Genomic DNA, 20898 nt, shown 5'->3' on the forward strand with positions numbered 1-20898 from the left:
TTCTTCCATCTTCCGACTAACTTCACCAGATATTCACGCATTTCTCTACTTGTTAGTGCCATCACAAACAAGCTCCCTTTATTTTCTTTTAGTATGAAGGTCGTGTTTTAACATGTCCACTTTTTATACTAACTCTAGTTTGTCGCGTTCACATTCTGTTTTGTCTCACTTAGGATTATTCTTCCAAAACCAAAGTGGAAAAATACCCATTTTTGAATGAGTTAATGGGCAACTTGTAGCAAGCTATTTCGTCCAAATTCTAAATGTATAAATTTAGAAGAAAGTCGAGGTCGAGCTCCTATGAGGAACTTTCTACGATTTGGGTATTTGCAAGCACTGTCTTGTGTCTTTCCAGTAATCATATTTGGAGCACTTGCATTATCGAAGTGGATCGCGGTTCCCTTTTTGCCGCGCTATGATTTTATATTAATCATTTGTATAGCTGCACAGGTTTTTATGCTTGTATCCAAACTGGAAACATTTGATGAGTTAAAAGTTATTTGTTTGTTTCATATTATTGGCTTAGCTTTAGAAATATTTAAAATACATATGGGCTCATGGGCTTATCCTGAAGAAGCTTATAGCAAGATTTTCGGGGTACCTTTATACAGTGGATTTATGTATGCGAGTGTCGCAAGCTACATTTGTCAAAGCTGGAGACGAATGGATTTGCATATGTATAACTGGCCAAAGCCATTTTTCGCCGTTAGTATCAGTTTGCTTATCTATTTGAACTTCTTTACGCATCATTTTAGTTATGATATACGGTGGGTGTTAAAAGCTTTATTGTTCATTATTTTCTTCCGTACGTTTGTAACTTTTCAAGTCAATGAAAAAATTTTTAAAATGCATATGATTTTAGCTTTTCTGTTGATTGGTTTCTTTATTTGGATTGCTGAAAATATCACGACGTTTTTAGGCGCTTGGCAATATCCTAATCAGGAAGCAACATGGTCAATTGTGCATATAGGAAAAATAAGCTCATGGTTTTTACTTGTTATTATTAGTGTTATTATTGTAGCTCAATTGAAGAGAGTGAAGAGTGGTACTAAGCTAGTAGATTAAAAAACACAGTCAACAGATTGCAAATCTGCTGGCTGTGTTTTATTGTTAATCCACTACAAAATATCTCGCATCTGGATGTGCAAATACAATAGCAGATACGGATGCTTCAGGTTCCATCATGAATTCTTCTGTTAACTCCACACCTATATCTTCTGGTTTGATAAGACCAAATAATTTTGCTTGGTCTTCAAGGTTAGGGCAAGCTGGATAGCCAAATGAAAAGCGCTGCCCTTGGTACTTAGCCGCAAATCGTTCGCGCATTGTAAAGTCGGTTGCGTCTGGGAAGCCCCATTGGTCTCGGATTTCTTGATGAATGCGTTCTGCGAATCCTTCTGCTAATTCTAGTGCAGTTGCTTGCAAAGCATGGCTCTCTAGAAATTTCCCTTGCTCTTTTAGTTTGTTTGCAGCTGCACGTACACCATGTCCTGCAGTAACGAGCATAAACGCGACGTAATCCATTTCGCCACTTTCGACCGATTTCAAGTAGTCGGCAAGACAAAGATAAGGTTCCACCGATTGACGTGGAAATGTATAACGCTCTATTTCTGTTTTGGCATCATTCGGATCATAAATGATCACATCATCCCCATCTGATTGTGCAGGGAAAAACTGGTATAGTCCAGATGGTTTTAATATATCTGCTCCTAAAAACTCTGTCACAAGTTCGTGTAATTCTACCGCACGTTGATCTTCCTGTTCTAACAGTTTATCACTATATCCCTTTAAACCTAAGTGATGACCGATTAGCGTTCGCATATTCACATACGGATATAGATGCGACACGGAATATTCCTTTAAAACATGTCTGCGCAAGTCTTTGGGTTGATATACTTGTACATCCTCTCGCACTGTCTTCACTGGTTTTGTTAAAACCGCTACTGCTTGTTTCGATGCTCTATTTGCTTCCGCTACTTTTCGTTTTTCTTGTTGAATCGTTAGTTCTTCTAATAGTGTTGCCTTATCGTCTTTATTTTGTAAGCGATTTGCAAGCTCTAATCCTTGCATCGCATCTTTTGCGTATAGTACTGGTCCTTCATATTCTGCAGAGATTTTTGTTTCCGTGAAGCGTCTTGAAAGTGCTGCTCCACCTACGAGCATCGGTACATCTATACCGGCTTCTTTAAAATCCTGTGCTGTTATGACCATTTGTTGAGCAGATTTAACGAGTAATCCGGAAAGTCCTACAATATCCGGTTTCTCTTTTCGAATTACCTCTATTAATTCCGCTGGAGTGACTTTTATTCCTATATCTAATACTTTGTATCCATTATTACTTAGGATAATATCGACGAGGTTTTTGCCGATATCATGCACATCCCCTTTTACCGTTGCAAGAACGATTTTTCCTTTACCAGAGTCATCTGCATTTTTTTCCATGAATTGTTCCAAATAGGAAACGGATGCTTTCATCACTCCTGCACTTTGCAGAACTTCCGCAACGATTAATTGATTATCATTGAAGAGACGCCCTACTTCAGACATCCCCTCCATAAGGGGCCCATTTATTACTTCGAGTGGTGAATCGTACATATTAAGTGCCTGTTCTAAATCCGGAATAAGTCCTTCCTTCGTTCCTTCAATAATATAATAGGCAAGACGTTCAGGTACTGTTTTCGGAATATCGGCTTCCGTTTTTTCTTTCTTTTTATCTCGATAAAAGTCAGTGAAATCTGCAAGTGTTTTGTCAGTAGTCGTAAATAATAATTCATTTGCCATCTCAATTTCCTGCTCTGGGATGGATGCATATCGCTCTAGTTTTTCCGTATTCACAATCGCGTAATCGAGACCTGCTTGCGTGCAGTGATATAGATAAACTGCATTAAGCACTTCACGACCAACAGGTGGAAGACCGAATGATACATTACTTACTCCTAGGGTAGTCAGTGACCTTGGCATCTTTTCTTTTATTAAACGGATTCCTTCAATCGTTTCGACTGCGGAGCCAATATATTGTTGATCTCCTGTTCCTACAGGGAATACAAGTGGGTCAAAAATAATATCTTCCGGTGCAAGTCCCCATTTGTTTACAAGTAAATTATACGACCTTTCTGCTATTTCTAGTTTGCGTTCACGTGTGACGGCCATTCCAACTTCATCTATTGTTCCAACTACTACCGCTGCTCCGTATTTTTTGACGAGCGGCATAACGGCGTCAAACCGTTCCTCCCCATCTTCTAAGTTGATCGAGTTGATGATTGTTTTTCCTTGAGAATACTTCAACGCTTCTTCAATAACCTTTTCATCCGTCGAATCAATAACGAGCGGCGCCTTTACTTTTTTCACGACTTCTTTCATAAAGTTTGTCATATCCGACAGCTCGTCACGGTCTGGATTTGCTAGACAAATATCAATTACATGAGCGCCACCTTTCACTTGGGCACGTGCAATTTCAGAGGCTTCTTCGAATTTTTCATCGATAATAAGTCGTTTAAACTTCCTTGAACCAATTACATTCGTCCGTTCACCAATTAACAATGGGCGCATCGATTCATCATATAGGAGTGGCTCGATTCCAGAAACTACATGGCCATGACTAGCTTCCGCTCGTTTTCTTGGTGCGAGACCTTCCACTGCTTCTCGAACTGCTCGAATATGCGCAGGAGTCGTTCCACAGCATCCACCGACTAAATTTAACCAGCCTTTTTCTGCAAAACCTTTTAACTTTTTGGACAATGAGTCCGGTGATTCATGATAATGACCTTCTTCATCTGGCAGTCCAGCATTGGGATAACAACTTACATACCCCTCCGAGAGCTCAGAAAGAGAGCGGATATGATCTGTCATAAATTCAGGTCCAGTTGCGCAATTCAGTCCAACAGAAAGCGGTTTTATATGTTCAATCGAAATATAGAATGCTTCAATGTTTTGCCCAGCTAAAGTAGTTCCCATTGGCTCAATTGTTCCGGAAATCATAATAGGAAGTTCTTTTCCTGTTTCTGTGAATGCTTGTTTAATTCCTATCGTTGCTGCTTTAACGTTTAGCATATCTTGACTCGTTTCGAGTAATATCAGATCAGAGCCGCCTTCCACTAATGCTTTTGCTTGCACATAAAAGTCATTCGTTAATTCATCAAAAGTTATGCCGCCAGTAACAGATAGCGTTTTCGTCGTCGGTCCAATCGCCCCTGCTACAAAACGTGGCCAATCCGTAGTCGATAATTTTTCCGTGCATTTCTTTGCAAGTTGGGCTGCGCGAAAGTTAATATCGTATGCTTGGTCACCGAGATCATACTCATTCAACACAACTGGTGTCCCACCAAATGTGTTCGTACAGATAATATCTGCGCCAGCTTCTAAATATTCCAGATGAATTTGCTCAATGACACCAGGATTTACAATATTCAAATACTCATTGCATCCATCGTATTGCTCCCCACCGAAATCCTCTGCCGAAAGGTTTGCATTTTGTATCATCGTGCCCATCGCACCGTCAATAATAAGAATTCTTACCTCTAGTTGCTGCTCAATTGGATGTTTGGACATAGCTGTTCTCTCTCACTTTCTTTCCGTCAATTTCTTTAATATGATTAATTAGTTCAAGTGACATGTCATATCTGAAAAACGGTGTAATAATGTAAATACCATGAAATAATTCCGCTGCTGTATCGATTAATTCTTTGGAAATTTGGATTCCTTCTGCAGTGGCACGCTCTCTATCTTCACCACATGCTCGCATCCTTTCCAGCACTTCTTCGGATAATTTGATACCAGGCACTTCATTGTGTAAGAACTCGGAGTTTCGAATATTTGTAAGCGGCATAATACCGATAAAAATAGGAGTCGCTAAATGTTTTGTCGCTTCATAAATTTCTTGAATCTTTTCTTTTGTATACACAGGTTGCGTGATGAAATAATCTGCTCCACACTCGATTTTCTTCTCTAATCTTTTTACTGCGCGGTCTAATACTCGAACGTTTGGATTAAAAGCCGCCGCCACAGAGAAGTTTGCTTTTTTTCGAAGTGATTTCCCCGAGAAGGAAATACCTTCATTTAACTGCTTTATTAATTGGATTAATTCCAAACTTGAAACATCATAAACGCTTGTGGCCCCCGGAAAGTCCCCTACTTTTGTTGGATCTCCTGTTACCGCCAAAATGTCATGAATACCGAGTGCATCCAACCCCATTAAATGGGATTGCAGACCGATAAGATTGCGATCTCGGCAAGTAATATGTGCAAGTGGTCGAATATTGTTTTGCAGCTTTAACATCGACCCCATCGCCATATTGCTTATGCGAGGGGAAGCAAGTGAATTATCCGCCATTGTTACGGCATCTACACCAGCATCGTAAAGCTTATTAGCACCTTCCATAAAAGTTGTCGTATCTAGATGACGTGGAGTGTCTAGTTCTACAATAATCGTCCGTTCCTTTTGTGCTTTTTCATGAAGCGGTTCGTTAATATTCGGCTCTGCCTCGCGAATGATAATCTGCTTTCTAGGGGCAACGACTTTCTTAGTTAATGGTGGTAAATGACCAATTCTTTTTTTGGTTGCTTCGATATGCTTAGGAGTCGTTCCGCAGCATCCACCGATCAATCGAACCCCTTCTTCACGTAAGTTTAGCGCCGCACGACCGAAATAATCAGCCTCCGATTCGTACACAATACGTCCATCTTCCATGTCCAACAAACTGGCATTGGGGAATGCAGAAAGGAATGCACTTTTCGGAAGCGTGACCCCTTCGAGCGCTTGTATCGTATGGAAAGGGCCTAGACGACAATTGACTCCAACGACGTCTGCTCCTATTGCGTCCAGCTGTTGTAGTGCATCGTTTAATGATAGCCCGTTTTGCAATATACCCGGCTCATGCATCGATACTTGCGCGATGATCGGTGTATTCGTCCGTTTTCGTAAATGTGTCACAGTCGCAGCTAACTCTTCGAAATCATAATACGTTTCAAGTAATAGTCCATCTGGATTTCCAGTAAGCAAATGATTTACTTGGCTGTCGACCATTTGAATAATTTCCTCTAAAGTTGCATCGCTTTTTCGAATCCCTCGAATTCCACCTATTGTTCCAAGTACAAATTGTCCGCCTGGTGCGGCAGCTCGTTTCGCGATTTGAATTGCCGCTTCATTTATTTCTTTTACACGATTCTCCAGTCCATATCTTGCTAGTTTAATCGCATTCGCACCGTATGTATTTGTTTGAATAATATCTGCACCAGCGGCAATATAGTCCTGGTGGATTTTTTCGATAATTTCTGGTCTTTCGATGTTTAATTCTTCATTGCAATAATCAATTCCGTTTGAATAGAGGAGCGTTCCCATCGCCCCATCCGCTGTTAACATATTCGTTTTCAACTTATCTAACAAACTCATTTGCACTCATCCTCTCTATCTAATCAAATTCGCCTTGGCGCATAAAACAGTGCGTCCAGATTCTGCATCGAACTTGTTCGATGAACTCCTTACAAAATCTGTGACATCCGCCCCGACTAAATAAAAAATAAAAAAGCCCACTTTAAAAAGAAGGCTTTACGAGTTTACAAAATTCGTCCCTTCTCATCTTTCAGACTATTAACCGTCTGCTGGATTTAGCACCTAACCTATTCGGCAGGTTGCTGAAGCTTCAAAGGGCCAGTCCCTCAGCTTCTCTTGATAAGAATTTAATATTCAGTTTTTATATAGTAGTTTTATCGTACCTTTAATAAGGTGAAGCGTCAAGTAATGATTTGAATTTTCTTAATTTTGTTATGGCGATTACAGTATTATCCGATTAATGGTACTGATTATCCGATTATCCTAGTCGGTTATCCGATTTCTCCCATTCATTATCCGATTATCAGCATCTATTATCCTATTCTGCTGGTTCATTATCCGATTCAACTTTTTTCATCCCAAATCCACTTATAAATTGTGTTACTTTTAGATGTGCCCTCTCTAACAAGTCCCATCGAATTTAAAATACGTGAGGCGGATTGAAAAGAGTCCAACTGCAAAAAATATCGACACTGCCGATTATTAATGCTCTCTCCAATTAGCACAAACCACTCTCGAATTGCTTTCTCATGGGCGTGCCGATCCACATGACCACAGTTCAAACAGTTCCATCCGTTTTTCCGCTTCACCATCACAAGCTTATCGCACTTTTCACAAAGCACACCTGTCAACAAATCACGTGGGTCTATACTCCATCTCTTGCACATTGGATAAGGAATGTACGACCGATGGCTTGCTACGATTTCCTTCGCAAGATTATGCATTTGGTGCACATCCATATAAACTTTGGCCCTTGGAATATTTCGTAAAAATACTGGAATCGTTTGTGGGAAAATTATTGGAAATTTATGCGGAGAATTCACTACGATTGTTTTAGGATTACTTAATACAATCACCCCATAAATAGGAAGCTCCACACCAATGGAACGAAACCAGTCACTCAACAAATACTTGTTTCGTTCAATTTGGACCTCAGGACTCTCAAATGCATCCATTTTCCCATCGTCTAACTCTCGAACTAATTGGAGTGGATTATCCTTAAACGACAAGCTCCCTCCGATATTTTTACTTTCTAAAATAACCGCGAAATACTGCGTCAAACAAATCGTGTCCATCTGAAATTTCCCCCGGGACTCTAAACTTACATCGTGTAGCACTACATACTCAAAAGGAAATGAATATTTCTGAAACACATCATCCACCCTTACCTCACCATTAACTCCCGCTCTCGCAGCTTGCACCTTGGAATGGATCAACTCTTTCATAGCGTGCATATCTGGCAACCTCCTATCCAGAAACTGTAAGCCTACCAAGTTATACTCATATGAACGTGTTTTAACGATCAATAAACCACCCCCATCCGCATCGTATCACATTCTCAAAAATTGTAAATTCCATCAAAACACGAACAATTTCATTTTGCCAATAAAAAAAGGACCAAAATTAAATTTTGGTCCCACATTCTTATCTAAAATTAATTTCTTGCAGCAATTAACTCCGCAGTTTCTTTTCCATTTTTAATACAAGCACCTATGCCGACTCCAAAATACGAACAACCGGCTAGTACCATATTAGGCATCTCAACCGCCATTTTCTCCGTCAAAGATTGAACTGCTTGCCCATGCTTCAAGTGGTAGTTTGGCATTAAATCATTCCATTTAGTTACTTCAACAATTTGAGGCTTTCCAGTTAATTTCAAACTCTTTTCGATATCTTGCAACGCAACTTGAACTAACTCTTCTTCACTCATATGTTTCATTTCATCATATGCAGGATTGGTGCTCTTATAAAACATACGAACAAGCAACTTGCTGTTTTTAGAGGTATGCTTCCATTTACGGCTCGTCCACGTACACGCATTGCATTTCACATCGCTATTTTCGGAAACGATAAAGCCTGTACCTTCAGCAGGAAGCTGTTCATCCGGAATGTCAAAGCCAAGATATATACTAATGAGGGATGAGTTTTTTAGCTTATTGAAGTCAGCATCCAATTCCTCGTTTTGCAATAAACTTTGTGCAACATTATGTGGAGTCGTTAACACAACGTAATTTGCTGAAATCGATTCGTGATTGGAAAAGGAAACTTCATACGTGTCACCGTTTTTCGCTACTTTCGTTGTATGAACCTCTTTTAATATTGTCGCATCTTGAAGTTCTTCTTCCAGACGATCAATTAATGCAGATAGTCCATTTTTAAAAGAAATGAATTTTTTATTTGCGGCCGCTTGAAACTTTTCTTTATTTGCTTCTAAGCCTTTAATAATGCTACCGTATTCATCTTTGTAGTCGACTAAATAAGGTAATGTAGAAGCCAGTGTAAGCTTATCCAGGTCCCCTGAATATACACCTGACAACACGGGAGCAATTTGTTTATCCACTAACTCTTTCCCTAAGAAGTATGTAAGAAAGGATCCGATTGAGCTATCTTTCGTAAAGTTTTCATTTGGCAACTCAAAATCTTTCAGTGCTAGCTCTTTACCTTCATCCGAAACTAATGTGCTACTTTCTAATGATTCCTCACTTGTCGGTATACCGAATACTGTATCAACGGGAATAGCATGCAATTCGTTATTCGTGTAAATATAGGAAATACCTGTAGCATTATATACAAGCTCGTCTTGTAAATTTAACTCTTCTACTATAGGCATAACCCCTGCATTACGAGCAACAATCGAGTCTGCTCCCGTCTCCATAATAAATTCTTCATTCTTTACCGAGCGGATTTTCCCTCCTAAGTAATTATTCGATTCCACTAAAACTAACTCAATATCTAATGCTTTTTCTTTTTTTAGTTTTTGCAAATAATGCATCGTCGAAAGTCCAGTAATTCCTCCGCCTATGACAACTACCTTTTTCAAAATACTCACTCCTTGTCTTAAATCCGGTGTCACTAACTCCTTCTAGTATAATTGTTTTTTAAAATATCTGGTATGACTTAACTCACTATTCCCCCCTTGTTCAATTGGATATCTTTAATAGTTTACAGTTTCGTCAAATTTGAACATACAAAAGATCTTTTATTAGCTACAATCACTAACAAAAGATCCTTTGCTTTCTCATATCGCCCGAACAACCGCTCGAACTGGACTACCATCTGCTCCTTGAATCTTTAGGGGCAGGGCAATCAATTCATAATTACCTGGTGATATATCTTGTAACAATAAGTTCTCTAAAATATAGACGCCATGTCGATAAAGTGCATGATGAGCAGGTAATTCTTTATCTTCTAGAGCATCGACAGAAGGATGGTCGACTCCGATCAAAAATATCCCTTTTTCCTGCAAAAAAGCACCTATATTTTCTTTTAACACAGGAACTTCTGTAGGGAACTGTTCTATACTTACAGTTTTAGCAGTTTTCAAAAGTAATCGTTCCACACCATCTAGTTCAAATCCCTGAAGCTCTTCTCTTCCAATTGACTGTAGTCCTGTCACATCCACTACTTTAGCCCGACCAATATAAATATTAACGTCGAGCTGATCAATTGTCGGAGCATTATTATCAAAGTGGAACGGCGCATCGGCATGCGTGCCAGTATGCACACTTGTTGTGAATCGACCGATATTAACGGAACCAGTCTGGTCTTTTGAAAATGCTAGTTCAAATTGAAACGGGGTATCATCTGGCCAAGTCCCGATTTTATTCGAAAAAGGTTGTGAAATATCAATCCATTGTTTATTCATTGGTAGCCCCCATTATAAACTCGTTCTCAAATCCCACAGTTCTGGAAAAAATCGATGATCTAGCACTTTACGTAAATAATTCACACCGGATGAACCACCTGTTCCAGCTTTAAATCCAATAATTCGTTCCACTGTTTTCATATGGCGGAAGCGCCACTGTTGTAGCCAATCTTCCACATCCACGAGCTTTTCTGCTAATTGATACAAATTCCAGTACTTTTCCACATTTCGATATACTTCTTTCCATGCATTAGCAACTGACTCATCTCCACGATATGTTACGGAATAATCCCGCTTCACCATAGCTGGGTTTAGTAGAAATCCTGCTTTTGCTAATGCCTGGATCGATACATCGTAAATGCTTGGTGCATTATACGCTTTTTCTAGCTGCTCGTACAATTCAGAATCTTGTTCATAGATTTTAAGAATATGCTTTGTTTTGTAGCCTAGAGCAAACTCAATCTGCCTATACTGGAAGGATTGAAATCCAGATGCTTTCCCTAACTTATCGCGAAACTCTAAATACTCAGCAGGAGTTAATGTCGAAAGTACATCCCAAGCTTGAATGATTTGTGTTTGGATCTTCGTAACACGTGCGAGCATCTTAAAAGCAGCTTGCATTTTATCTTCTTGAATTGCTTGAATAGCACTGGTTAATTCATGCAATATTAGCTTCATCCAAAGCTCGCTTACTTGATGAATGATAATAAATAGCATTTCGTCATGGTGACCAGATAACCTTTTTTGACTTGATAAAATGTCACCTAGCTGCAAATAATCACTGTACGTCATATCAGCGCCAAAATCTGTATGAATTCCTTTTTCACTTTTCAAATTATCATGCAGCTTCGAAATATCCTCCGACATGGAACCCCTCCTTTTACGCTACAACATCTCTTTTATTTTCATATTTTTTATATGCCTCTTCTTTCATGATTGTCTTTAAGACATGCACGGTTTTCCATACATCTTCAAAAGAATTGTATAGTGCAACAGGCGCTAGGCGTATGCCATTTGGAGAACGAAAATCTGGAATAACTTGATATTCCTTTAATGCTTTACAAATACGCGCTGCTTCTTCATGCACTAAATAAATATGACCACCACGGCGGTCGTGTTCCTTTGGACTGGCAATCGTAAATGGATAGTCACCCAACTCTTCTTCTACAAGTAATGTCATATAATCCGTTAATTTTAATGATTTTTCACGAATCGCATTTATCCCTGCTTCTGCAAACATTTCCAGTGAACCATATAATGGAGCTGCACTCAAAATGCTTGGCGTCCCGATTTGGTAAGCACTTGCATCGGGCGCAGGTGTCATTTGAATCGCCAAGTCAAACTGCTTTTCTTTATCCGAACCAAACCAGCCAGCAAGTCCTGGTTTTTGTCCGAAATGCTTACGATTCACATATAAGCCACCAATTGCTCCGGGTCCTCCGTTTAAATGTTTGTAATTACACCAAAACGCAAAATCCACATCCCAGTCACTTAACTCATGTGGCACGGATCCGATCGAATGACATAAGTCAAAGCCGATTAAAATATTTCGTTCACGTGCAGCTTTCGTCAACTCTTTTATTTTTAAAATTTGTCCACTTCTATAAAACACACTCGGCAATACGATAAGCGCCACATCCTCTGCCATTGCTTCTATAATATCCGCCTCGTTTAACGAATCCCCGTCACGACTTTTCACTAATACCATATGCTCCTCGGGATTGTATCCATGCAAAGAGAGCTGACTACTAATCGCATACAAATCAGAAGGGAAGTTCAACTCATCCGCCAAGATTTTAGTTCGCACCCCATCTGGATGATAAAAACTAGCGATTAACTGATGTAAATTCGATGTCGTAGAACCAGTAATAATCACTTCTTCTTTCTTCGCTCCAACAAGTGGTGCACACATCTCGCTTAATGTATCGGAGAAATAAAACCATGGATGCTCCCCTTGCGTCCAGCCATCAATCCCATATTTCTTCCATGAATCTAGTATAGATAGTATTGACTGCTCCGCTCTCTTTGACAATAATCCTAGAGAATTGCCATCCATATAAATAATATCTGGCTGCAAATAAAACTCATTGCGAAATTTCTTTAAAGTATCCAACTCATCTAATTTCTTGGCATATTCCACCGTTACATTTCTCTCCATCGTCCAGTATCACCCATTCTTTTTTGTAATTCTGAATATTCTTTCTAATATATACATTAATGATATGTTTTAAGTGATATAGTGTCAACGAGCCCAAATGTACACTGGAAGCTTAAAAATCACATTTAATATATATATTCTTGCTTCTTGGTAATTATCACGAACCTAAATAAAGGTTAGTAGGAAAGTACCCTCCAACATAAAAAAAGCATGTCTCAAAACTATGAGACATGCTTTTTGTCTTATGAATTAGGCGTTTCATTAGAAGGACTATTATAAGTTGAGGTATCATAAGCGACAAGCGTGACCCCAAGTTTATCTTCCAGCTCATTAATCTCTTGCAATTGTTCACCATCAAGTTCTGCAAATTTATTATCTTTCATTCAAAACTCATCCTATCTTTTGATCTTTTGCGTTAGCTTATCCTAAAAAAAATGGATTATACAAAAAAGGGAAAAGCGTAGTTAACGCTTTTCCCTTTTGATATTTATGGATTTGTTGACCACAATCCAGCTGATTTGAGTAGGATTCTTGGATTCATTTTAAGCTGAGCCACCATAAAGTCAGCAATGTCTTCTGGCTGCATCACTTTTTCTGGATTACCATCTGTTAAGTTTAGTTCGACTGCCATATCCGTTGCAACTGTACTTGGTGTTAGAGTAACGACACGGACATTATGCTTTCGTACTTCTAACATTAATGATTCGCTTAATGCGATAACTGCTGCTTTTGATGCACTATAAGCACTTGTTACAGGTGCCCCTTTCTGGCCAGCTGTAGATGAAATATTAATGATGTCCCCTGTTTGTCTTTCGATCATGTCAGGTAACACCGCTCTAGTTACATAATATACACCCATCACGTTTACTTGAATTATTTTCGCCCAGTCTTCTGGATCTACATCTAGAAAATTGCCGAATTTGGAGATGCCAGCGTTATTCACTAAAATATCGATAGAGCCTAGCTCACCTCGGATTTTTTCAACAGCCTGATTGACGGATTCCATATTTGCCACATCTGCAGTCGCCAATGAAACCTTTACACCGTATTCTTTTAACTCTTCCGATACCTTTTGTAAATTTTCCATCGTTCGCCCTAATAAGCCAACATGAATACCTTCCTTTACAAATGCGATAGCAGTTGCTCGGCCAATTCCGCGACCCGCTCCAGTTATAAGGGCTGTTTTACCAGTAATTGTTTGCATCTCTTTCTCTCCTTCTTCTAAAAGTTATGTACATTATACATATAGAGTACCGTCCCCTATCTTAAATGTATACTAATCTGCCTTTCGTTATATCCATTAATTAGGTATTTTAAAGTTAATCAGTTCCAATTTCCTATTCAAATCATTATTTTTGGTAAATTACGTTATTTAGTCTCATTTTTAATTAAGATTTCTAAAGTACCATTTTTACCAACTATCCCCATATGCACTTGCAAGCTCAAAAAATAGCTGACTATAATTAAGAAAGTAGAACATCATTAACGATAGGGGAGATGGGTATATGAAGAAAAGTTTTGTTGCTCTATTAGCATCACTAACTATTGTTTTAGCAGCATGTAGTAACGATGGTGAAGTTGCTGTAGCAGAAAATGAAAATGAGAAGCTTCCAGAAGAGAATAATACTGAGTCTAACGTAGAACAAAATGAAACTGTGAATACTGAAAAAGTAGTGGATAAAACAGAATCTAAAGAAGAAAAGAGTACGAACACACAAGAACCAGGCGAGAACCTATTAAAAGAGGATATCGTCTTGGAATATGAGAACGGGGATGTTGTAATAACGCTTAATCATGCTGAATTTACAAAAGAATTTACAACATCAACAGGGGCAGACCCACGCAGCATAATTGCAGACAGCGAAATTTATCTTCATTTAACAGGAAAAATTAGTAATGACACGTTGAACTTATTCCACTATGGGCACAAACTAGCTCCGGTGAGGTTTAAAGCGATTTATGATAACAAACATGAATTCGATTTCCTCGCAACTACCGAATCACTGGACGGAACAAAGTTTGATGGAGCTAGTATTGATTCACTACAAGAACAAACGATTCATTTATATGCACAAGTACCAATGCCAGTTTCAGAACGTGACAATTCATTAGTGTTTGTCATCGTTGATAGTGAAGGTGAGCACGAGGTCGTACTTCGTTAAAGTGAAAAGCATCGATGCCCATTTTTTGCATCGATGCTTTTGTTATCTTTCAGTCTTCTGAAATGTTTTTAGTAAATCAATTATGTATTATTCCTCCAAATAATCAACCAATGCCAAAATCAAACCGACTATCAAAAAAAATACACCAAATCCTACTAATCCAGCGCTAGAAGTTAGTATCGGCTTTAGTATCCATACAACCCCTAGTATAGTCATGGCAATAGCTATCCCCATCGGCCTAGCGTATATTTTTCCTTTTTTGTTTTTCCTATGACTTAGAAGTACAGCACCTAATGCAATAAAAACTACCCCATGGGTACGTGAAATAATATTTTCTACCATGTTATAAAAACCAAAAGTTGCACTTGCTAAGATAATTCCAAATAAAACAGATAGTATACCAACAGTTATTCTCATGCAATATCCACCTTAATTAGTCAAAGTAAAAACTTCCACCGTATTAATAAAACGGTGGAAGTTTTCAAAAATTAACTTATAAAATTAATAATAAAAGCCATTTCTTTTTTCCGCCATTTCATGAGCTAAACGAATCGTTGATACTGCTAGCTCTGCATATGTCACTTCTCGAGCAGGGTTAAAGTTATTTTTATCAGACTCTAGTATTCCCATTGAGTTTGCTAACGCAACATAGCCAGTATATTCTTTTTGCACTTTATTTGCATCGGCAAAGCCTAGTTTATAAATATCACTATTTTTAGCCGCTTGCTCAAGTCCTAGAACGCGTATATACCAAGCTGCTAGTTCCTCTCGCTTAATAGGAGAGTCCACATCAAAGCTCTTACTAGTTGGTTTAATAATGCCCATTTCAACTGCACGCTCAATTGGTTGATATAACGGATGCTTTGGATCTATATTATCAAAAGTTTGCTTTAAGTTATCTCTTTCACCATAATAACCGCCTGCATAAAAATAAGTGAGGGAATTCATAACTACTTTTATTGCTTCCCCTTTTGAAATTGCAGCATCTCCATTAAATTTTTTACTATCTTTTACGTCTAAAATTTTGGCGTTAATCAGGTAATTAAGTTCCTCTTGTGCCCATGGGTGAGAAATAACAGTTGTATTTTCTACACCATTCATGTTATTCCATTTCCCCGTATTAGCATCCAAGAAAGTAAACGGATCTTCGTTAAATACAGGTACGTATACTAGATCATAGTGTTTATTCTCTTGTTTATAATCTTTTTTCATATAATTCAATTTTAGGCTTAATGCATCTTTCAAAATAGTTTTTGCGTTTTCTTCCGAAATAACTTTATCACTTGATGGCCAGTTTTCTACCTTTTGATAATTATTTACATTCAAACTGTTTAAAGAGCCATCAGCAGCTATCCCCACACTAATTTGATCTCCCATCACCATAATACCATTTACAACTCTTGGGAAAGAGAAGTAATACGTACCCAGTCTATCATCAGAATAAGGATCTTCTACAGGCATAGCATAGTTGTGTAAGTAGGAAGGAATCCATTCCTTTGCATACTTGATTGCTTGCGCAAGAGCTTCTTGTTTGGAGATAGCATTCTCTTTATTAGGTTTCTCTCCAGTTTGTTGTAGAAGATCACTTGTCATATTGTGATATTGAATAATTTCTCCTGTCTGTTTATTAATTTCTAAATTCGATCCGTATCCACCATTCGCATATTGGTACATATAGTTAATGCTAATAACTTCCTGTCCGTAATAATTTTCCATTTCGCTAATCGATTCAATGGATAACTTTACCTTATCGGATTTGACACTAAGTAATTGTTCTGCAACTTTCTTTGCTTCTTCTGTAGTAATACCATTCTTTCTTGCCGGAAGTGGATTAGCTGAGACTTTTTCTAATTTTGTTTTCTCCGGAAAGTCTGCGGAGTACCCATCTGCAGTTAAATATTCACCTGAAATTGCGTTTACTCCACGCATTTTTGATATTGGTTGGTAAACGAGCTGCACACTACTTTCACCCGTTCTGTAATCCATATTTATTTGATACTGCAAATCTACAGAAAGATTTTCTTTTACGTTCTTCAAAATATCGTTTTTGTCTTTTACCAGTTTTACATCATCGTAGGTTGAGGAATCCAATTTCGCAGAACTTTTATAAAAACCAACGACTTCACCATTTCCAAGAACAGTCACTTCTATTCTTTGATCATTTATTGCTACTTGGTTTTTCGTACGAGCAAAAGAAAAAGAATAACGAATTGGTTCTGTTAATATTTGCTGTGGATAATAGTTGTATTGATTTGTTTCTAATTGGTATTCCTCTTCGTTAAGAAATTTCTTCATGAAATTATCTGCAATTTTTCTAGCCTCGTCTTTTGAGACCTTTGCGGGAAATAAAGCTTCTTTTTCATTAGGTGGCTGGTAGGAATATTGCTCAATTTCTAATTTGTCTCCAACAAATCCTACATTACCATATAGTCGCTTACCATCAATCATCTTTGTAAAGGATAAACTATAGCGAAGTGTATCATCTTCCGGATAAAAATGACTACCATACATTTGAAAATCATTATTCGTTAAAAAGTCAAACTGTTTAGGAAATAACTCATGAAATCTCTTGATTAAATCGTTCTTTGTAAAGGTTGTTTCTGATGCAGCAACTTGAATCTGTATTTTTTCAGGTTGTCCATTCGCAAAAGTAGTAGCACCGGCGGCAGAAGAAAATAGTCCAAATGATAAAGCAGAAGAAACTAATGTGATACCGATTGTTTTTAATTTCAATAAAAGAACCCTCCTAATTTAATATTCTTTTAAATTGTACAGTATATTCTGTAAATTGTGAACATGAGATTATTTTTTTATTGTTATTCTCTCCCTTTCTTGGTGCTCATACTCAATCTTTAGATTCTATGTTTGTGGTAGGGATAACATTCCTCCTAAAAAAAAGGAAGAGCTTTATTTAAGCCCTTCCTTTTTTATCGTCTATTCTTCTTCTGCCTCTGAAAATGCTAAAGATACTTTTTCAAATTCCTCATCCGTATCGATAAAAGATAACTCCTCATCTTCTACACGGAAAAAGAATACGTCAATATCTTCCTCGGATTCAGATTGAATATCTTCTACAAAACCTACAGCGGCGTATTCAACTTCATCAACCGTTAACAGACCAAGCACTTCCATTTCTTGCTCTTGGTCGTCCTCATCTAGCACTGTAAAGATGTTACCAACTTCAATTTCACCTTGATTTTGTTCCATTCTTTACTCCTCCTCACGTAAAATCATTGAACTCTTTATACAACTTACATTTGGATTATCCATTATTATAGGTTTTTTAGCAATACAAAAATTAGCAGTGACCAACCATGTATCTCTCCAAAGGTAGAAAAAAATGGATTGTAGCTGCCATCCCGCTTTTAATTGCACTAGTTATAATATTGTTCAAAATAACTTATATATACTAGTTGTAATTGGGTAAATACGATGTGCGAGTAAAACTCCTCAACTAGGATATATTATGTTAAGGGAGGAGTAATAAAAAATGCATCATAATCATAAATTTTACATGGAAGATAGCAATGGAGAACTAATAGTAAAAGGGGAGATTGAGGGAAAATCAGAAGTTCCATCTTATGATGATTTAAAGTTTAAAGGGATAATTGCTTTGTTGAATTCTATTGATCAGCAGAATTTCAGCGCATCTGGGAATCATCTTCTATTCGAGCATTACATAAAAGAAATAGAAGAAACAATAGTGGAGGTAAAAAATTATAATGAATTTCAAGGAAAATCAGACTGTCGTGATGGATTATAACACTCTAAAAAAGAGAGGAAGTACCCTCTCTTTTCATTCTTATTTATGATCATCTTCTGCTTCTTGAGCTTCTAAAAATGCTGCAGATACTTTCTCGAATTCCGTGTCAGTCTCTATTTCCGCTAATTCCTCTCCATCTAAAACCTGGAAAAAGAACACATCTACATCTTCTACCGTTTCTTCTTGTGCATCATCCGCAAAAGCAACCGCTGCATATTCCTTATCTTCAATCGTTAACAAACCAATCACTTCTATTTCTTGCTCTCGATTATCTTCATCCATTACGGTAAGGATTTCTCCAACTTCAATACCACCCATTTTATCATCCATTCCAATTCCCTCCTTGCACTTTATTTAATTTATTCTACCCTCTAAACTTTCGATTAACCCAAAATGAACACTATTTTTATCTAAAGCTTTCCTCAGTATTATTCACTAAGCCTTTTCTTCATTTCTTTTGAAACTTTTTTCAATGCTTTTTTTGAACCCCTTTCCATATCATGTTGAAATTTTCGTTCTGCATAACTAACAAATTAAGAATTTAAGTCATATCCCTCTGGATATAAATCGTTTGCTTTTCCTTCCAGTTCGATTCTTTTTGCATTTATTTTTACTATTCCATTGTTATAAAACACTAATACATTATTGAGATTGTCTTTTTTCTCATACACAATACCAAAATCATCGTGTTCTATTAGTTTTACTCGATCCCCTACTTCAAATGCATAAGTTGCGTCTTCTTGAATGCTTTCTAAGATTGGTTTTTTTACTTTATTGTCTCTTACTCGCTCTAAGTCATAGTTTTTGTTTTCTATATAATGCCGTGCTTTTTGTAGCACTTTCTCACGTAAATTCATTTTCTTAGAAATCCACAGTGCATTGCTATCACCTGATTTGCCGATTAAAAGCTTATACATTGGCTCTAATGCTTCGCTGTTAAACTGCATAGCAGCATTCATGAAATCACTATGGATTTCCGAGTAACGTTTAATCTCACCATAGTGAGTTGTCGCTACTGTTATACAGCCCATTTGATAAAATTCTTCTAATATTGCGATGGCTAGCGCTGCTCCTTCGTTCGGTTCTGTCCCGCTTCCTATTTCGTCAAAAAGAAGTAATGTGTTATTCGTTGAAGTGCTCATAATTTCTGAGATGTTCTTCATATGAGATGAAAACGTACTAAGTGAATTTTCAATGCTTTGATTGTCCCCGATATCCACAAATAGCTGATCAAAAACAGCTATTTCCGTACCTTCATCTGCCACGATATGAAAACCTGACATGACAGCTAAAGTTAATATACCAATCGTTTTTAGCACTACTGTTTTACCACCAGCATTTGGCCCTGTAATGATTAAACTACGATAGTCTTTTCCAATCTCAAAATCTAAAGGTACAATATTTCCTGACAAAAGCGGATGCTTACAATTCTTCAGCTTAATGTACCCATGATTATTTAATTTTGGTTCTATTCCATCCATACTTTTACTAAACTTCGCTTTGGCAAAAATCATGTCATACTGAGCTATCAGCTCGATATTGATGTTAATTTGCCTCGTTTCCTCGAGAATACTGCCTGAAAGTGTAGCTAAAATTTGATATTCTTCCATCGACTCCTCCGCCTTTAAAGTCGCTAATTCTGCATTCAATCTAGAAATGGCAGCTGGTTCAATAAATACGGTAGACCCTTTTGAAGAAACTTCAATAATCGTACCTTCTACTTGATTTTTATAAGAAGCTTTAATAGGAATCGTAAACCGATCGTCTTTTTTACTAATGAAAAATTCTTGGATATATTCTTTGTTCGCACCACTTTTTAGAAACTTATTTAAACGTTCTTCTATTTTTTCTTCTGTCTTCGCAATTTGATTTCTAATTCTCTTTAATTCTCGGCTAGCTTCCGAATCCACTCTGTTTCCTCTAATAGAATAGTTAATATCCTCTTCAATGCTTTGAAATTCCATCATCGAATAAGCATAAGCATGTAATACAGGAGCAAAAAACTCTTTATCCAGCATAAATTTCTTTATTACTCGACAGCCTCTTAAAAAGTCTGAAATAGCTACTAACTCAGATGGAGCTAGAATCATCCCTTTTTCAAGCTTTTCCATCTGATAATTAATATTGGAAATACCCTTTAATGGAAGATGGCTTTCTGCATCCAATAACTTTCGTGCTTCTGTCGTCTCGTTCAGTCTATTTTTTACAACTTTACTATTTGTGCTTGGTTGCAGCTTATCTAGTAATTCCTTTCCTAAACTACTTACACAGTGGAATTTCACCATTTCCTTTAGTTCGTTATATTGTAATTTTTCAAATGTCATATTATTCATGTGTAGTCCTCCTTAAAAATGTAATAATGCCCGCAAGGATTCTTCCTACCTCTCCAAATAAACGGGTTAATCCGAAATTTGGATAGAAAGCTCCTGCGGGCATTAGCCTTGTGATTGTCACAAGGCATTTTTATCGTCAACAAATAATAAGGTAGGAAAGAAAAAAGAGCATAGCAGGACAAATCCCACCACACTCTTCGTCTTTAACACACAAATTATGTTAAACGATTATATGGAAAAGGAAGCAGTCTTTAGATAGGTATCCACAATGTTGCTTACATATTGTGGA

At 37.5% G+C, this 20898-nt stretch carries 16 protein-coding genes, 1 pseudogene and 1 riboswitch; of the genes and pseudogenes, 3 read left to right on the forward strand and 14 right to left on the reverse strand.

Going from position 1 to position 20898, the window contains the following annotated elements; all coding sequences use genetic code 11:
* The first annotated feature begins 300 nt into the window (after window positions 1-300).
* Complete coding sequence (locus ACIQYS_RS16990; protein ID WP_402982461.1) at window positions 301-1065, forward strand: DUF817 domain-containing protein; 765 nt, start codon at window positions 301-303, stop codon at window positions 1063-1065.
* A gap of 45 nt (window positions 1066-1110) precedes the next feature.
* Here ACIQYS_RS16990 and metH read toward each other — a convergent pair whose 3' ends face one another.
* The 9 genes from metH to ACIQYS_RS17035 form a co-directional block, all read right to left on the reverse strand.
* Entirely contained in the window at window positions 1111-4548 is a 3438-nt protein-coding gene (gene metH, locus ACIQYS_RS16995; RefSeq protein ID WP_402982463.1) for a methionine synthase, read from the reverse strand.
* Window positions 4529-6388, reverse strand: a complete 1860-nt coding sequence (locus tag ACIQYS_RS17000; RefSeq protein ID WP_402982465.1) for a bifunctional homocysteine S-methyltransferase/methylenetetrahydrofolate reductase — start codon at window positions 6386-6388, stop codon at window positions 4529-4531. The genes metH and ACIQYS_RS17000 overlap by 20 nt, the downstream gene beginning before the upstream one ends.
* A gap of 180 nt (window positions 6389-6568) precedes the next feature.
* Window positions 6569-6674, reverse strand: a riboswitch (SAM riboswitch).
* A 217-nt stretch (window positions 6675-6891) separates the two neighbouring features.
* Window positions 6892-7782, reverse strand: coding sequence for a nuclease-related domain-containing protein (locus ACIQYS_RS17005; RefSeq protein WP_402982467.1), 891 nt, complete (start codon window positions 7780-7782; stop codon window positions 6892-6894).
* 200 nt (window positions 7783-7982) lie between these two features.
* A complete protein-coding gene (locus tag ACIQYS_RS17010) occupies window positions 7983-9368 on the reverse strand; it encodes a protoporphyrinogen oxidase (RefSeq protein ID WP_402982469.1) in 1386 nt (461 codons plus the stop codon).
* Between the two features lie 198 nt (window positions 9369-9566).
* Window positions 9567-10193, reverse strand: a complete 627-nt coding sequence (kynB, locus tag ACIQYS_RS17015) for an arylformamidase (RefSeq protein WP_402982471.1) — start codon at window positions 10191-10193, stop codon at window positions 9567-9569.
* A gap of 12 nt (window positions 10194-10205) precedes the next feature.
* A complete protein-coding gene (gene kynA, locus ACIQYS_RS17020) occupies window positions 10206-11060 on the reverse strand; it encodes a tryptophan 2,3-dioxygenase (protein ID WP_402982473.1) in 855 nt (284 codons plus the stop codon).
* A 13-nt stretch (window positions 11061-11073) separates the two neighbouring features.
* Complete coding sequence (kynU, locus tag ACIQYS_RS17025; protein WP_402982475.1) at window positions 11074-12351, reverse strand: kynureninase; 1278 nt, start codon at window positions 12349-12351, stop codon at window positions 11074-11076.
* Between the two features lie 242 nt (window positions 12352-12593).
* A complete protein-coding gene (locus tag ACIQYS_RS17030) occupies window positions 12594-12734 on the reverse strand; it encodes a hypothetical protein (protein ID WP_402982477.1) in 141 nt (46 codons plus the stop codon).
* A gap of 104 nt (window positions 12735-12838) precedes the next feature.
* Window positions 12839-13555 (reverse strand): 3-ketoacyl-ACP reductase, encoded by a 717-nt coding sequence (locus tag ACIQYS_RS17035; protein ID WP_402982479.1) that lies wholly within the window; start codon window positions 13553-13555, stop codon window positions 12839-12841.
* A gap of 301 nt (window positions 13556-13856) precedes the next feature.
* Between ACIQYS_RS17035 and ACIQYS_RS17040 the strand changes: the two genes are divergently transcribed.
* Window positions 13857-14513, forward strand: a complete 657-nt coding sequence (locus tag ACIQYS_RS17040) for a hypothetical protein (protein WP_402982481.1) — start codon at window positions 13857-13859, stop codon at window positions 14511-14513.
* A gap of 87 nt (window positions 14514-14600) precedes the next feature.
* Here ACIQYS_RS17040 and ACIQYS_RS17045 read toward each other — a convergent pair whose 3' ends face one another.
* The 3 genes from ACIQYS_RS17045 to ACIQYS_RS17055 form a co-directional block, all read right to left on the reverse strand.
* Entirely contained in the window at window positions 14601-14930 is a 330-nt protein-coding gene (locus tag ACIQYS_RS17045; RefSeq protein ID WP_402982483.1) for a hypothetical protein, read from the reverse strand.
* Window positions 14931-15014: 84 nt separating this feature from the next.
* On the reverse strand, window positions 15015-17246 hold the full coding sequence (locus tag ACIQYS_RS17050) for an S-layer homology domain-containing protein (RefSeq protein WP_402982485.1): 2232 nt from the start codon (window positions 17244-17246) through the stop codon (window positions 15015-15017).
* Between the two features lie 201 nt (window positions 17247-17447).
* Complete coding sequence (locus tag ACIQYS_RS17055) at window positions 17448-17720, reverse strand: DUF1292 domain-containing protein (protein WP_402982487.1); 273 nt, start codon at window positions 17718-17720, stop codon at window positions 17448-17450.
* Window positions 17721-18003: 283 nt separating this feature from the next.
* On the opposite strand from ACIQYS_RS17055, the gene ACIQYS_RS17060 reads away from it, so the two are divergent.
* Window positions 18004-18276, forward strand: a complete 273-nt coding sequence (locus ACIQYS_RS17060) for a hypothetical protein (protein ID WP_402982489.1) — start codon at window positions 18004-18006, stop codon at window positions 18274-18276.
* Window positions 18277-18315: 39 nt separating this feature from the next.
* Here the strand turns inward: ACIQYS_RS17060 and ACIQYS_RS17065 are convergent, their stop codons facing one another.
* Together ACIQYS_RS17065 and ACIQYS_RS17070 are read right to left on the reverse strand one after the other, a co-directional pair.
* Window positions 18316-18594, reverse strand: coding sequence for a DUF1292 domain-containing protein (locus ACIQYS_RS17065; protein WP_402982541.1), 279 nt, complete (start codon window positions 18592-18594; stop codon window positions 18316-18318).
* A gap of 110 nt (window positions 18595-18704) precedes the next feature.
* A pseudogene (locus ACIQYS_RS17070) lies at window positions 18705-20609 on the reverse strand (endonuclease MutS2).
* Between the last annotated feature and the right edge of the window lie 289 nt (window positions 20610-20898).

Source organism: Psychrobacillus sp. NPDC096426, assembly GCF_044762745.1.
Taxonomy (GTDB): Bacteria; Bacillota; Bacilli; order Bacillales_A; family Planococcaceae; genus Psychrobacillus.

Excerpts from the sequence above, each read along its gene's own strand:
- kynB (WP_402982471.1), bottom strand. The coding sequence starts at position 10,193 with ATGAATAAACAATGGATTGATATTTCACAACCTTTTTCGAATAAAATC.
- metH (WP_402982463.1), bottom strand. The coding sequence starts at position 4,548 with ATGTCCAAACATCCAATTGAGCAGCAACTAGAGGTAAGAATTCTTATT.
- ACIQYS_RS17065 (WP_402982541.1), bottom strand. The coding sequence starts at position 18,594 with ATGGGTGGTATTGAAGTTGGAGAAATCCTTACCGTAATGGATGAAGAT.
- ACIQYS_RS17030 (WP_402982477.1), bottom strand. The coding sequence starts at position 12,734 with ATGAAAGATAATAAATTTGCAGAACTTGATGGTGAACAATTGCAAGAG.
- ACIQYS_RS17000 (WP_402982465.1), bottom strand. The coding sequence starts at position 6,388 with ATGAGTTTGTTAGATAAGTTGAAAACGAATATGTTAACAGCGGATGGG.
- ACIQYS_RS17005 (WP_402982467.1), bottom strand. The coding sequence starts at position 7,782 with ATGCACGCTATGAAAGAGTTGATCCATTCCAAGGTGCAAGCTGCGAGA.
- kynU (WP_402982475.1), bottom strand. The coding sequence starts at position 12,351 with ATGGAGAGAAATGTAACGGTGGAATATGCCAAGAAATTAGATGAGTTG.
- ACIQYS_RS17035 (WP_402982479.1), bottom strand. The coding sequence starts at position 13,555 with ATGCAAACAATTACTGGTAAAACAGCCCTTATAACTGGAGCGGGTCGC.
- ACIQYS_RS17055 (WP_402982487.1), bottom strand. The coding sequence starts at position 17,720 with ATGGAACAAAATCAAGGTGAAATTGAAGTTGGTAACATCTTTACAGTG.
- ACIQYS_RS16990 (WP_402982461.1), top strand. The coding sequence starts at position 301 with ATGAGGAACTTTCTACGATTTGGGTATTTGCAAGCACTGTCTTGTGTC.
- kynA (WP_402982473.1), bottom strand. The coding sequence starts at position 11,060 with ATGTCGGAGGATATTTCGAAGCTGCATGATAATTTGAAAAGTGAAAAA.
- ACIQYS_RS17060 (WP_402982489.1), top strand. The coding sequence starts at position 18,004 with ATGCATCATAATCATAAATTTTACATGGAAGATAGCAATGGAGAACTA.
- ACIQYS_RS17040 (WP_402982481.1), top strand. The coding sequence starts at position 13,857 with ATGAAGAAAAGTTTTGTTGCTCTATTAGCATCACTAACTATTGTTTTA.
- ACIQYS_RS17045 (WP_402982483.1), bottom strand. The coding sequence starts at position 14,930 with ATGAGAATAACTGTTGGTATACTATCTGTTTTATTTGGAATTATCTTA.